This window comes from Rhodococcus sp. NPDC127593 (assembly GCF_042671975.1).
GTDB lineage: Bacteria > Actinomycetota > Actinomycetes > Mycobacteriales > Mycobacteriaceae > Rhodococcus_F.
In genome coordinates this window covers 25,510-38,741 of record NZ_JBHXWI010000045.1, presented here as the reverse complement: position 1 = coordinate 38,741, position 13,232 = coordinate 25,510, and the positions used below count along the sequence as shown (strand labels likewise).

Here is a 13,232-nt window from a genome sequence, read left to right as displayed (position 1 = left end):
CGCAGATAGTAGGTCACTTCGCTTTGTGATGCATCAGACACCGAAATGACTTACTTGCTTGCACTAACGATGTATATAGTTGCTTGCATCAAGTAAGTCGTCCTTCAGGGGTTGCCATGTCCGTCTCGTCATTGCCTTCCGTGTCGTCCGTATCTCTCGGCACCACCGAAGCGCTCATCGACGAGGTCTTCCTCTTCGGCCGCGTGCTTCGCGACGCCCTGGTGTCGGAAGGCGACGGTCACATCCCGCGGGCGTTGACGGGGGTCCTCCTCGTCCTCGCGGCTCGCGGGGAATGCCGGCAGAACGAACTCGCCACCGAACTGTGTGTCAGCCAGTCCTCACTCAGTCGCCAGATCACCGATCTAGTGGACGTCGGCTACGTCACCCGCCACTCGGATCCCGCCGACGGACGCGCATTCCGAATACGCGTCTCGCCGGAGGGAATGGCGTACGTGAAGCACGTGAGAACACAGCGAGCCGCACGAATGCAGAAATTGATGACCGGATGGAACGAGACCGAGGCAACAATTGCCCTCGAATCCATCCGGCACCTGAAGGAAACACTCTTCGATCCAGAACACCGGATCGTCACGAGCTCGAACCCGATTGGAACACAAAGCGTATGACCGAAACACAGACTCGGCCGCCGGTTGAAGAAACGACGGCCATGACGCACCGCCAAATCCTCGAAGCCCTCACGGGCCTGCTCGCGGCGCTGTTCACCGCGCTGCTGAGCAGCACGATCGTCGCCACCGCCCTCCCGACAATCATCGGTGACCTCAAGGGCACGCAGACCGCGTACGCCTGGGTCATCACCAGCGCATTGCTCGCCAATGCCGCCTCGACGCCCATCTGGGGCAAGCTCGCCGACCTGTTCAACAAGAAGGTCCTGGTCCAGAGCGCGATCGTCATCTTCGTCATCGGTTCGGTGATCGCCGGCTTCGCACACAACGTGCCGATCCTGCTGACCGCGCGTGTCATCCAGGGCATCGGCATGGGTGGCCTGACGGCCCTCGTCGTCGCCATCATCGGCACCATCGTCGCCCCCCGTGAGCGCGGCCGCTACTCCGGTTACATGGGTGCCGTCATGGCCGTGTCGATGTCCGGCGGCCCGATCCTCGGCGGCGTCATCGTCGACAGCCCCCTCGGCTGGCGCTGGTGCTTCTTCGTGTGCGTGCCGCTCGCCGTCATCGCACTGTTCCTGCTGCAGCGCACGCTGCACCTCGCGACCGAGAAGAAGGACGACGTCTCCATCGACTGGCTCGGCGCCCTGCTGCTGACCGCCGGTGTGTCGATCCTGCTGATCTGGGTCTCCTTCGCCGGCAAGGCGGGCTACTACGAGTGGTTCTCCCGCGAGACGGTCATGTACGTCGGATCGGGTGTGCTCCTGCTGGCCGCGACGATCCTCGTCGAAGCGAAGGCCAAGTCGCCGATCATCCCGCTCAAGATCGTCACGGAGAAGACCACCGGACTCGCCATCATCGCGTCCGTCGCCGTCGGTGTCGGAATGTTCGGTTCCACCACGTTCCTCGGCCAGTACTTCCAGACCTCGCGTGGCTACACCCCCACCATGGCCGGAGTGCTCACCATCCCGATGGTCGCCGGCATGCTCATCGGCACGGTCGGATCCGGACAGCTCATCACCCGCTTCGGTAAGTGGAAGCCGTTCGTCGTCGGCGGCGCCGTCCTGATGATCGTCGGCTTCGGATTGCTCGGCACCATCGATCACGAGACCAGTCTGACCCTGGTCGGCACCTACATCGCGATCATCGGCCTCGGCATGGGCATGCTGATGCAGAACCTGGTCCTCGCGGTGCAGAACACCGTCAGCGTCCAGAACATCGGTGCGGCATCCAGCTCGGTTGCCTTCTTCCGGACCTTCGGCGGCGCGATCGGCGTCTCGGTTCTCGGTTCGGTGCTGGCCACCCGTGTCGCCGACCTGTCGGCCGATGGCTTCGCGAAGATCGGCATCCGGGGCGGATCGAGCAGCGGTGGCGGAAGCCTGGACCTGACGTCCATGCCGGCTCCCGTCCAGGGCGTCATCCGCGCCGCATACGGAGACGCGACCGGCCGGATCTTCCTGATCGCCGCCGTCGTCGCGGTCATCACCCTGATCGCCGTCATCCTGCTGCCCAACCGCCCGCTGCGTCGCACCATCGACCTGTCGAGCGAGCAGGAACCCGTCCAGGAACCCGAGTACGCCCCCGTTCCGGAATACGCACTCGAGCCCGACACGGCGCCGATCCAGTCGTCCGACATCCGCGGCGGCAAGCACGAGGCCCCCGCCGATCAGCGGCAGCCCTTCGCGGGGTTGAGCGCCGACGCCCGGGACCGTCTCCTGTCCATGCTTCTGCCCCAGCCGGAGCGGACGCTCGAGGCGATCGACGAAGCGGAGAAGATCCGCGACGAGGTCAACCGCCTGCGTAACGATCTCAACGCCAAGCTCGTCGAATTCGACGCGGTCTGGGATCGCCTGCGCGAGCTGGGACTGAGCGAAGAGCAAGTGGCCGGCGTCCTCGGCGGCGGCCACGTGACGGACACCGGCAACGGTGCCCTCATCCGCTGAATGAGATGATCGTTCAGTTCCACGACGCCGTCGGCCCGGCCACGTATCCCCCTCTACGTGGGCGGGCCGGCGGCGTGTTCGCTCAACTGACCCGGTTCACCCTGGTGGGCACGTCGAGCAATGTGCTCTACGCTCTCGCGTTCTTCACCCTCGACATGTACGGGTCGTTCGTCGCCAACCTGGTCGGCGTGGTAACCAGCTCGATGTTGGCCAACGAACTCCACCGGCGGCTCACCTTCCGCGCCGTCGACCGCGTCCGCTGGTTCGTCGCGCAATGGGAAGGCGGAACCCTCGCGCTGATCGGCCTGGCCGTCAGCTCACTCGCGCTCGCCCTCCTGCACATGCTCTTCCCCGGCGCCGACGGCCTGGCTCAGGTCGCGCTCGTCATCGCCGTCAGCGCCGTCGTCGGCGGACTGAGATTCCTCGCGCTCCGCGGATGGGTCTTCGCCCCGTGAGTACTTATTAACCGCCCGCGGTTAACAAGTACTCACGGCAGGGGACGGTGCCACGGACCCGTGATCGCCAGCGTCAGCCCGGGCGACTGGATGTTCGCGAACAGAATCCTCCCGTCCGCGCTGAATGCCGGACCGCAGAACTCGCTGTCGTTCAACTCGTTCCGAGCCATCGCGAACGGCTCGCCCTCCGCCGTGACGCCCACGAGGTGGCTGATTCCTTCGCCGTCCTCGGCGAGGATCACGCCGCCGTACGGCGAGACGGTGATGTTGTCGGGCCCATCGTAGTTTCCGGTGTCGACAGCCGGATCGGGATTCACACCGAACAGGGTCTTCAGCGTGACCGCCTGCTTCGCCGGATCGTAGAACCACACCTGGCCGTCGTGCTCGGCGACGCTGCCGTCGCTGGTCCGCGCGTAACTCGCGACGAAGTAGGCGCCGCCGTCGCCCCACCACTGCCCCTCCAGCTTGCGGCTCCGGGTGACGACGTCGTCCCCGAACTGCTCGCGCACCGACGTGCTCGTCGCGTCACGGTCCGGCACACCTACCCACTGCACGGCGTACACGGTGCCCGGCTCGGTGGCCTGCGACAGGTCGGGGACGTGCGTTCCCCCCTGGAAGCATGCCATCGCCTGCAGAGCGCCCGCGGTGTCGCCGCCCGGAGACTGCGCGAGTTCGCGCAGCGCGTTCGGCCCGCCCCGGAAACTCTGCGGCGGCGTCCACCGGTAGTACAGACCGTTCGGCCCGGACGCGTCCTCCGTGAGGTAGATGGTGCTCGACGACGGATCCACCGCCACGGCCTCGTGCGCGTACCGGCCCAGGAACTTCAGCGGCACGGGACTTTTGCCCTTGTTCGCCTCCTGACTCGCCGGGTCGACCTCGAAGACGTAACCGTGGTCGAGCAGGAACCCGCCCTGCCCCGCGCGGGCCTCGGTCTCCTCGCAGGTCAACCACGTTCCCCACGGGGTGATGCCGCCCGCGCAGTTGTTCACGGTGCCCGCGACGCTGACGTACTGGCTCTGCCGTGCCCCGTCGGCACCAACCGCGGTCGTGGTCGTGCCGCCGCGCGCGCCCGGGTCGTACGTCAATCCGTCGAGAGCGGGCACACCGAAGGGTTCGTCGCTGCCGATCTCGTGATTGGTGACGAGCGTGGAACCGCCGGGTCGCGCAAACACCCCGATGGCGTCGGGATCGCTCGGCACCGGCACACCACCGTCCAACTGCGTCTCACCCGAACGGGCGACGACGGTGTACGAAAAGCCCACCGGGAGCGAGAGAATGCGGTTCGGGTCGGGCACGAGCGGTCCGTAGCCGATCGCCTGTCCCGGCGCCGCGGACGCGAACGCCGGCCGGACGAGGGCGTCGACGCTTCCGGCGAGTGCCACACCGAGGCCGGTGAGTGCGGTGCGACCGAGGAATCCGCGGCGGTTGAGTGGTGCAGTGGACACTGTCTGAAACCTCCATGGTGACGAACCGGGACCCCCGGACGGTAGGTACCGGAGTGCCCTGCTTCGTGGACGCACCGTGGCGGGCGCATGAACCGGACGCGAACTTCCGCTGTGAGTACTTCCTTAAACGCCCGCGGTTAATAAGTACTCACAGGCGTTGACATGTGACCAAATGGTCACCTATTGTCGGTTCATGGACGACGATCACGTCTTCAAGGCGCTGGCAGATTCCACCCGCCGCCTGATACTCGACCGATTGTTCGCCCAGGATGGTCAGACGCTCACCGAACTCGAGTCGCAGGTCGAGATGACGCGATTCGGGGTCATGAAGCATCTGCGTGTGCTCGAAGACGCGGGACTCGTCGTCACGCGCCGCTCCGGCCGGGAGAAACTTCACTACCTCAACCCCGTGCCGATACAGCTGATCCACAACCGGTGGATCGACAAATACACCGAGCGTCACACGGGTGCGCTCGCTCAGCTGAAATCCGAACTGGAGGAAGAGAAATGACTACCGCCGACGCAATCCAGATCTATGCGGTGTACATCAACGCGACGCCGGAGGCCATCTGGGACGCCATCACCAAACCCGAGTGGTCGCAGCAATACGGTTACGGCGGCCTGGTCGACTACGACCTCCGCACAGGCGGCGCGTTCCAGTCGCGCGCCGACGACGCGATGAAGGGATACCCGGGCGTGCCCGACGTGATCGTGGACGGCGAGGTGATCGAATCCGATCCGCCGAAGAAGCTGGTCCAGACGTGGCGGATGCTGATGGACGCCGACAACGTGGAGGGTTTCACCACGCTCACCTACGAGATCGTGCAGTCGAGCCGGCCCGGTGTCGCGAAACTGACTGTCACACACGACCTCACCAATGCACCGGGCTTGGCCGAGATGGTCGCGGGCAGGCGTGAGTCCGAGGGCGCGGGCGGCGGCTGGAGCGAGGTACTGAGCGGAATGAAGACTCTGCTCGAGACGGGACAGCCGATGGTGAACTGGGGCTGAGCGCGGGGGTCGGCGGGCGCGAGGGCCCGACATCTGTCGGATGACCGCAGTAAGCTCCAACCATGACGGCTGCGCAGTCGCTCGACGGGGATTTCCTCGCACTCGCCGACCCTTACCGGCGCGAGTTGCTCGCCCATTGTTATCGCATGATGGGCTCACTTCACGACGCCGAAGACCAGATGCAGGAGACCTTCATCCGGGCCTGGCGGGGGTACGACGGCTACCAGCAGCAGGCGTCGCTGCGGACGTGGCTGTACAAGATCGCCACCAATACGTGCCTGACGGCCCTGCAGAGTAAATCCAAGCGTCCACTGCCGAGCGGGCTGGGCGCTCCCGATTCCGACCCGACCGCCGACCTGGTCGAGCGTCATGAGGTGCCGTGGCTCGGACCGCTCCCCAACCACCTCATCGACGACGACGCGAACGATCCCGCCAACGTCGTGACGTCGCGCGAGTCGGTGCGGTTGGCGTTCATCGCTGCCCTTCAGCATCTTCCTGCACGTCAGCGCGCCGTTCTCGTTCTCCGCGACGTGTTGCAGTGGAAGGCGTCGGAGGTCGCGACGGCTCTCGGGACCACCACGACCGCGATCAACAGCCTGCTGCAGCGCGCACGCACGCAACTCGAACTGGCCACCCCGACGGCCGACACGCTCGTCGAACCGGAATCCCCCGAGGAACGCGAGCTCCTCGACCGCTACGTCGCCGCGTTCGAGGACTACGACATCGACGCGATCGTCGAACTGTTCACCAAGGACGCCGTCTGGGAGATGCCGCCGTTCGACGGCTGGTACCGCGGCGGCGCCTCGATCGGCACCCTGATCAGCGGAAACTGTCCGGCCAACGCTGCGGGCGACATGCGCCTGGTGCCCACGGCGGCCAACGGACAGCCGGCCCTCGGCCTGTACATGCGCGGAGAGGATGGCGTCCACCGCCCGTTCCAGCTCCACGTCCTGGACGTCACGGCCGACGGGGTCTCCCATGTCGTCTGCTTCTTCGACGTCGATCTGTTCGAGAAGTTCGGACTACCGGACACCCCGCCCGCCTGACTCCTAAACGCGTCCGTACATAAAGCGTCTACATAGATCTCATACGTCCTACCACTGACGTGGCTGGCGTTGGAGATGTATGTACTTCACGGCTACCCGTAACATCTTGCGTTGTTGCGGGTTCTACCGTGTCCCACACCGACGCTTGTGGCGCAGGAACAATCTTTATCTGGTTCACCCCCACCCGGGGTGTCGGGGCGGGAGCACTACGACGGACACGGCGATGCCGCGGCCGGCTCGGAGTGGGACTCTTCTTGTCGCGGCATCGGCGCACCGGCGCGTGCTCGGCGACCCGGATCGCGGGCATCTGCCCACGCCGGCGGGTGACGTTGTTCTTGCCGAGGAGCGCGCGTTTGGCCAGGTTCACCCCGGCGACGTGGTCGCGGTTGCCGCCGACACGGCAGCGGGGACACCATGCCCGGTGGTAACCGCCGGGGCGAGCCAGTGGTTCGTCGCAGCCCGGACACAATGCCGAGGATCCGCGTGCTGGTACGGACACCACCGTGACACCGACACCGGCGGCGGTGTGTGTGAGCGCGTCGATGGCTTGGCGGCGGGCTGATTGCGCTGCCCGATTGTTGTTGACGCGTCCGTGCCGGCGGGTTTCGAGGGTGGTGAGGTCTTCCACCGCGATCACCGTCGCGCCCGCTACGGCGGCGTAGTCGGTGACCTGGCGACCGAAGTGGAAGGCGAGTTCCCGGTTGATCTTTCCCCGCTTGACGCCGACAGCGGTGCGGTGCCCGTCGAGGACGGCGATCTTCGCGTCGAGTTGTGCTCGGACCTCGGGGGGTGCGGTGGCGGCCAGCTGGGTCAAGCGAGCAGCTTTGCGGTGCAGCAGTTGACCTTCGGCTTGCAGGCGCGCCAGTTTTATCCCGAGGCCTCGGTCGTCGTACGTGAAACCCCGATAGTCCGAGACCACACCGCCCGGGGTTTGTGTGGCGACGGCGGCGGCACCGAGTGTGGACGGGGACCAGTCCACGCCCACCGCGGTCGTTCCCGATGTCACATCAACGGCGGGGACTGCGTCGGTGGCAGCGCACCGCAACAGCAGACCTCGGTGGTCGAGGACCAGGGTCGGTACATGCCACTCGCTGATCGGCCGCCGGTGCAGGTGCGGTGGGATCGCGGCGCTCACCCGGACTCGTCGCCACTGCGCGCGTCCTTCCGGAGCGGGAGTGGTGGGGAGTTTGACGGTCAACGTCATGACGGCGTCCGTGACGGTGAGGTGTGCGAGTTGTCGATCCGCTGCGGAAAGCCTAGCCATCGCCGAGGTCCGCGGTGGTGTTTGCACGTCGGTGATCCGCAGGCGCTCCTGTGCCGCGCCGGCGGTGCGGGCTGAGTGCGCGGTGAGCTGTCGCACCACGCCTTTGGCGTATCCGGACGGGACGTACTCCGCAGCCGTAGTGGGTGCGGCGATGCGGCCGGTGGCCGGGTCGAACCGGGCCGACAGTGCCGTGATCGCGGTGTCTCGGTATGCCAGGGTCCGCAGCGTGGCCATCATCTGTGCGGTCACCACCCGCGTGACACGCGAGGGGACGTAGACCGCGTCCGGGTAGTGGGGGGTCCAGCCCAGACGCGCGGCAGCGACATGACCGTGCATCGGGAGTTTCCGGCCTTGGCTGTCACATCCGGCGGCCAGGACATCGAAGGTGGCCGGGTGCCACAGCCGCGACAGCAGGTGCGCTTCGGCGCCCGAGATCAGGTCGAGCATCCACCCGACACGAACGTCGAGGTCGTCGAGCCCGATCGGCTCACCGGTCGCGTCATCGACAGCCAGGTAGGGGCGGGTGGTGAACGAGAACTGCCGCAGCGCAGTGAATCCGGCATCGGCCATCAGCTAGTCCATCTCCCACCGTGCTGCCGCATCGCCGAAGACGTCGACGTTGACTCTGCTTCGACCGCGATCGGTGGAAGCGGCCGGAAAACGAAGCGAGCACTGCCATGAAGTCATCCATCAGCTCCTCTACCAGCGACGTGTCCCCATGCTCCCGCAGGGGCCTCGACCTTAACGCCGACCACCGACAGGTAACGCTCGATCCACGCCACCGGAGAATCGCGCCAACCGATCCCGCCACACCACTCGCACCACCGTGACGTGACCCCCGGCTGCGTCGTCGATGCATCCGATTCAGTCCCGCTCGGGTCTCCCGCAGACCTGAACCACGATCCGTGGTTGACCCGGTACACGGTGCCGGTGGCACTCACACGCAGCACTTTTTCCTGATTGGCGAGCTTGGATCCTGACCGGTCGAGCCGGACACCCGGCAGTACAACGCTTCCGCCCTGTCGGCCCGAACACTCTCCGGTGTAGGTCGACCCAGGTAGACGTCGAGATCCTCCCGATCGACGACTCGCTGACCAGAACCTGTCCGGCGAGAGGGTAACCGGCCCTCCGACGCGGCCTTCCGGACCCCCACCACCGACATGTTCAGGTATGCCGCCGCCTCGCCGATGCGCATGATCCGATAGCAACAGGAAGGATTAGGAAGCACTAGACATTACGTCAACAGTTGAGAGCCTTCGTCCTGGAGCTTGCCCCACGATGTCCCGCCGGAGGCGAGGGCCTTGTCGACGAGCCTGTCGACCTCCTCGCGGCTGTCGGCCGAGATACACATCAGGGCCTCGACGGACTTCGAGGTGTCGCAGATGCCGCCCTCGATGAAGTCCTTGAACCGGGACTCGACGAGGAGCATCACGGACGTGTACTCGTTGATCACCATGGCTGTGCAGGAGTCGTCGCTGAACGTCGAGTTGAACTCGAAGCCGAGTCCGGCGAAGAACGTCTTGGTCGCGTCGAGGTTCTTGATCGGCAGGTTCACGAAGAGCATCCGGGACATGTGATTCTCCTTCTCGGGTTCCGCTCGATGCGGAAGGTCATCGATACAGACCGCAGCGGTGCATAAAACTCATCGGTGACCGCTTCCCCGATCCTCTCAGCTCTCGGTGAGGTCGAGGAATGAACCGATCATGATCCGTCCGGCCGCTTCCACGTCGTCCATGTGCTCGCCCGACGGGGCGGTGCCCGGCGGCATGTGGGCCTGCATCACCGACAGCTGCGCGCGGGTCAGTTCGACGTGGAACTGCAACCCGTACGCGCGGCGGCCGATCACGAAGGCCTGATTCTCGTAGAGGTGACTGCCGGCCAGCCGGACCGCGCCGTCGGGGAGGTCGAAGGTGTCGCCGTGCCAGTGGACGACGGGCACCTCGGCTCCGACCGAACCGAACACGGGGTCGCGCGTCCCGTCCTCGGACACCGTGACCGTCCCGGCGCCGTTCTCCGGGGTCGGCCCCCGGCGGATCGCGCTGCCGAACGAGGCGGCGAGAAGCTGAGCGCCGAGGCAGATTCCCAGCATCGGGAGTCCGGCATCCACAAATTCTTTGATGAAGTTTCGCTCTCGCGGAAGTTGCGGGTGGGTAACGTCATCGAGTGCGCCCATCGGACCGCCCATCACCACGAGGCCGCCGAGGTCGTGAACGGCCGGGAGTTCCGACGCTCGGTACATGGGGTACTCGGTGTAGCGAATTCCCCTCTCTGCCAGCAGAGTACCGACGAGCGCCGGCCCTTCGAACGACACATGTTCAACAACTGCCCATGGCTTGGTCATGCCACAATTCATACCAACAAGGGACTTTCGGCCCTATGCAGGTCCGGATTCGCGAATTCCGCACTGAGTGCACAAAACTGGGATGTTCACACGGAGTTCATGTTCAGTGTCCACCACCCGAATGACACCGTCCAAACTGGACGCTTGTCTAGTGGCATGGCTCACCCGAAACCTGTAGAAATACGAGCGTCACTCTTTCGTGACCCGTCCCATACCAAACAGTTATCCGGTGGTAGTTCCTGACAAACGGAACGTCACCATCTCCCGTTACCTCAGACCACAGACGAGCCCCCGCGATCCGGGAAGTCGTCCACGGGATGGAAAGGGCTCAGATGCCGCTCCCCATGTCCCCCCTCGACTCGATGTTCCTTCTCGGCGAGTCCCGTGAGCACCCGATGCATGTCGGCGGCGTGGAGATCTTCCAGCTCCCGGACGGCGCCGACACCTACGACATGCGCGCGATGCTCGACCGGGCGCTCGCCGACGGCGACGGGATCGTCACACCTCGGCTCGCCAAGCGGGCCCGCCGGTCCTTCTCGTCGCTCGGTCAGTGGAGCTGGGAGACCGTCGACGACATCGACCTCGGTCACCACATCCGGCACGACGCACTGCCCGCCCCCGGGGGCGAGGCCGAGCTGATGGCTCTGTGCTCGCGGCTGCACGGATCGCTGCTCGACCGCAGCCGCCCGCTGTGGGAGATGCACCTGATCGAGGGTCTGAGCGACGGGCGGTTCGCCGTCTACACCAAGATCCACCACGCGGTCGCCGACGGCGTCACCGCGATGAAGATGCTGCGGAACGCACTCAGCGAGAACTCGGAGGATCGGGACGTGCCGGCTCCGTGGCAGCCGCGGGGCCCGCGGCCGCAGCGGACGCCGTCGAACGGGTTCAGCCTGTCAGGTCTGGCCGGTTCCACGTTCCGAACCGCCCGCGACACCGTCGGTGAGGTCGCCGGGCTGGTGCCCGCGCTCGCCGGCACCGTGTCCCGCGCCTTCCGCGACCAGGGCGGCCCGCTCGCCCTGTCCGCACCCAGGACCCCGTTCAACGTGCCGATCACCGGTGCCCGCCAGTTCGCGGCGCAGTCGTGGCCGCTCGAACGTCTCCGGCTCGTCGCCAAGCTGTCCGATACCACCATCAACGACGTCGTGCTCGCGATGTCCTCGGGAGCACTCCGCAGTTACCTCGAGGATCAGAACGCGCTGCCCGCCGAGCCGCTGATCGCGATGGTGCCGGTGTCGCTGAAGAGTCAGCGCGAGGCGTCGAACGGCAACAACATCGGGGTGCTCATGTGCAACCTCGGCACCCACCTCCCCGAGCCGGCGGATCGCCTCGACACCATCCGGACGTCCATGCGCGAGGGCAAGGAGGCGTACGAGACGATGAGTGCCACGCAGATCCTCGCGATGAGCGCTCTCGGCGCGGCACCGATCGGCGCGAGCATGCTGTTCGGGCACAACTCGCGGGTCCGCCCGCCGTTCAACCTCATCATCTCCAACGTTCCGGGCCCCAGCGCGCCGCTGTACTGGAACGGGGCGCGGCTCGACGCCATCTACCCGCTGTCGGTGCCCGTCGACGGCCAGGGCCTGAACATCACGTGCACCAGCAACGACGACATCATCTCGTTCGGGGTCACCGGCTGCCGCAGCGCGGTGCCCGACCTGAAGTCGATCCCCGCCCGGCTGGGGCACGAACTGCGCGCCCTCGAGCGCGCGGTCGGAATCTGAGCCTAGGGACTCTTACGGTCGCTGTGGCCGAGGTGGCGGTCGGGCGCCACCCGGTCCCGGACCAATTGCTTGAGCACGGTGATATTGGGGAAGCCGCCCTGCTCCTTGCGGTCCCAGATCAGTTCGTCGTCGACGGTGATGCGGAAGATCCCGCCGGTGCCGGGGACGAGCGCGACTTCGCCGAGTTCCTGCCCGAACGTGCCGAGTAGTTCCTGCGCCATCCACGCTGCGCGCAACAGCCACTGGCACTGTGTGCAGTAGGTGATAGCGACCCGGCCGTCTGCGCTGCTCGTCGTCATCGTGCCAGGTTAACCGAACGTGCTCCCCCGCTTGCTGTTCGAGTTGCACGCAGGACACCTGTTCGTCATGCGGACGTCAGCATCCTGAGGCAGACTGTCGAACGCCATGCTGTGCCACCTCGACGAAAGGAAGCCGCCATGTCCACCGCGCTCGAAGAATCGCGTCGCCACGCCATCGAGCTGACCAACGAGAAGATCCAGGCCGTCAAGGACTTCTTCACCAACGTCTTCCGGCTGGACACCACGCACCGGACCGAGGCCTGAACACGTGGGGAGACCTTCGCCGAGAAGGCCTCCCCACGTTCACCGGATAGACCCGAAGAACTGCACGACCTCCGCAGTGCGGAAGTGATCTTCCGAGACGTGCGGACCGCTCACCTCCACGAACTCGACGGCGTCCGAGCCGCGGCGGAGCATCTCGACCCACGGACCCGTGACACCGGCGATGTTCGCCACCTCGTCCTCCCGCGACGCGTACACCCGAATCGGCACTCCGACATAGTCGCCTGGCTCGTGCCGGACGGCGTCCCAGCGCTCGGTCTTCGGTTCGAGGTCGCGTCCGTCCGCGGACAAGCGGAAGGCGTCCCGCACGGTGTCGCGTCCATGTTCGCCCCGTTCCCACACCGCGCGCAGCGACAGCGACGGAGCGATGAACACGGCGCCGTCCCACGCGACCTCGCGCAGGCGCACGGCGTTGGCGGCGGCGTTGCCGCCCATCGATTCGCCGATCAGGAACCGACGTGTCACCGGCCACCGGTGGGATACCCACTCGTCCAGTGCGACCACGGCGTCCTGTGCGCACCGGTTTCCCCACTGGTCGCCGTGCAGGTACGGGCTGGCGACCAGGTATCCGGCGTCCAGCAGGCCGTCCCGCAGGCCGGCGCGATCGTCGATCGACCTCTCGTCTCCCGTCCGCCCGTGCAGGTAGTACGCGACCGCCGACGGTGTCACCCCGCGCGGCACCGCGACCAGCGCACGATCGCCGGAACGCGGGACCGTCACCGCGTGCTCGTCGTACGTCGTGAGGTGTGCCGTGCGCCGCGTCAGCGGTTCGGCGGACCCGGCACGAAGTGTCACCCCGTCA

General features: G+C 66.2%; 14 protein-coding genes and 1 pseudogene. 8 read left to right on the top strand and 7 right to left on the bottom strand.

The window, feature by feature from the left end:
- The first annotated feature begins 116 nt into the window (after positions 1-116).
- From ACFVJ3_RS34160 to ACFVJ3_RS34150, 3 genes are read left to right on the top strand one after another with little or no spacing between them, the layout of a single operon-like run.
- Complete coding sequence (locus ACFVJ3_RS34160; protein WP_378456267.1) at positions 117-626, top strand: MarR family winged helix-turn-helix transcriptional regulator; 510 nt, start codon at positions 117-119, stop codon at positions 624-626.
- Positions 623-2,566 carry an MDR family MFS transporter gene (locus ACFVJ3_RS34155; protein WP_378456266.1) on the top strand — a complete coding sequence of 648 codons (1,944 nt, stop codon included), beginning with the start codon at positions 623-625 and terminating at the stop codon, positions 2,564-2,566. Before ACFVJ3_RS34160 ends, ACFVJ3_RS34155 begins: the two co-directional genes overlap by 4 nt.
- Before the next feature lie 5 nt (positions 2,567-2,571).
- Positions 2,572-3,021, top strand: coding sequence for a GtrA family protein (locus tag ACFVJ3_RS34150; protein WP_378456265.1), 450 nt, complete (start codon positions 2,572-2,574; stop codon positions 3,019-3,021).
- A gap of 32 nt (positions 3,022-3,053) precedes the next feature.
- On the opposite strand, the gene ACFVJ3_RS34145 is transcribed toward ACFVJ3_RS34150, so the two are convergent.
- Positions 3,054-4,466 (bottom strand): alkaline phosphatase PhoX, encoded by a 1,413-nt coding sequence (locus ACFVJ3_RS34145; protein WP_378456264.1) that lies wholly within the window; start codon positions 4,464-4,466, stop codon positions 3,054-3,056.
- A 193-nt stretch (positions 4,467-4,659) separates the two neighbouring features.
- Here ACFVJ3_RS34145 and ACFVJ3_RS34140 point away from each other — a divergent pair, with 193 nt between their 5' ends.
- The 3 genes from ACFVJ3_RS34140 to ACFVJ3_RS34130 all read left to right on the top strand — a co-directional run bounded on the left by ACFVJ3_RS34140 (position 4,660) and on the right by ACFVJ3_RS34130 (position 6,520).
- Positions 4,660-4,977 carry an ArsR/SmtB family transcription factor gene (locus ACFVJ3_RS34140; protein WP_378456263.1) on the top strand — a complete coding sequence of 106 codons (318 nt, stop codon included), beginning with the start codon at positions 4,660-4,662 and terminating at the stop codon, positions 4,975-4,977.
- A complete protein-coding gene (locus ACFVJ3_RS34135) occupies positions 4,974-5,474 on the top strand; it encodes an SRPBCC family protein (protein ID WP_378456262.1) in 501 nt (166 codons plus the stop codon). Before ACFVJ3_RS34140 ends, ACFVJ3_RS34135 begins: the two co-directional genes overlap by 4 nt.
- A gap of 62 nt (positions 5,475-5,536) precedes the next feature.
- Positions 5,537-6,520 (top strand): sigma-70 family RNA polymerase sigma factor, encoded by a 984-nt coding sequence (locus ACFVJ3_RS34130; RefSeq protein ID WP_378456261.1) that lies wholly within the window; start codon positions 5,537-5,539, stop codon positions 6,518-6,520.
- A gap of 28 nt (positions 6,521-6,548) precedes the next feature.
- Here ACFVJ3_RS34130 and ACFVJ3_RS34125 read toward each other — a convergent pair whose 3' ends face one another.
- The 4 genes and pseudogenes from ACFVJ3_RS34125 to ACFVJ3_RS34110 all read right to left on the bottom strand — a co-directional run bounded on the left by ACFVJ3_RS34125 (position 6,549) and on the right by ACFVJ3_RS34110 (position 10,125).
- A complete protein-coding gene (locus ACFVJ3_RS34125; RefSeq protein ID WP_378456260.1) occupies positions 6,549-8,354 on the bottom strand; it encodes a zinc ribbon domain-containing protein in 1,806 nt (601 codons plus the stop codon).
- Positions 8,355-8,721: 367 nt separating this feature from the next.
- Positions 8,722-8,946: a hypothetical protein gene (locus tag ACFVJ3_RS34120; RefSeq protein WP_378456300.1), complete on the bottom strand. Its 225-nt coding sequence runs from the start codon at positions 8,944-8,946 to the stop codon at positions 8,722-8,724.
- 90 nt (positions 8,947-9,036) lie between these two features.
- A pseudogene (locus ACFVJ3_RS34115) lies at positions 9,037-9,357 on the bottom strand (VOC family protein); the annotation flags it as partial.
- A 96-nt stretch (positions 9,358-9,453) separates the two neighbouring features.
- Complete coding sequence (locus ACFVJ3_RS34110; protein ID WP_378456259.1) at positions 9,454-10,125, bottom strand: type 1 glutamine amidotransferase; 672 nt, start codon at positions 10,123-10,125, stop codon at positions 9,454-9,456.
- A gap of 332 nt (positions 10,126-10,457) precedes the next feature.
- On the opposite strand from ACFVJ3_RS34110, the gene ACFVJ3_RS34105 reads away from it, so the two are divergent.
- Positions 10,458-11,849, top strand: coding sequence for a wax ester/triacylglycerol synthase family O-acyltransferase (locus ACFVJ3_RS34105; protein ID WP_378456258.1), 1,392 nt, complete (start codon positions 10,458-10,460; stop codon positions 11,847-11,849).
- Between the two features lie 2 nt (positions 11,850-11,851).
- Here the strand turns inward: ACFVJ3_RS34105 and ACFVJ3_RS34100 are convergent, their stop codons facing one another.
- A complete protein-coding gene (locus ACFVJ3_RS34100) occupies positions 11,852-12,148 on the bottom strand; it encodes a SelT/SelW/SelH family protein (RefSeq protein ID WP_378456257.1) in 297 nt (98 codons plus the stop codon).
- Positions 12,149-12,286: 138 nt separating this feature from the next.
- On the opposite strand from ACFVJ3_RS34100, the gene ACFVJ3_RS34095 reads away from it, so the two are divergent.
- Positions 12,287-12,412, top strand: coding sequence for a hypothetical protein (locus ACFVJ3_RS34095; RefSeq protein WP_378456256.1), 126 nt, complete (start codon positions 12,287-12,289; stop codon positions 12,410-12,412).
- A gap of 39 nt (positions 12,413-12,451) precedes the next feature.
- Here the strand turns inward: ACFVJ3_RS34095 and ACFVJ3_RS34090 are convergent, their stop codons facing one another.
- Entirely contained in the window at positions 12,452-13,225 is a 774-nt protein-coding gene (locus tag ACFVJ3_RS34090; protein WP_378456255.1) for a serine aminopeptidase domain-containing protein, read from the bottom strand.
- Positions 13,226-13,232 lie beyond the last annotated feature (7 nt).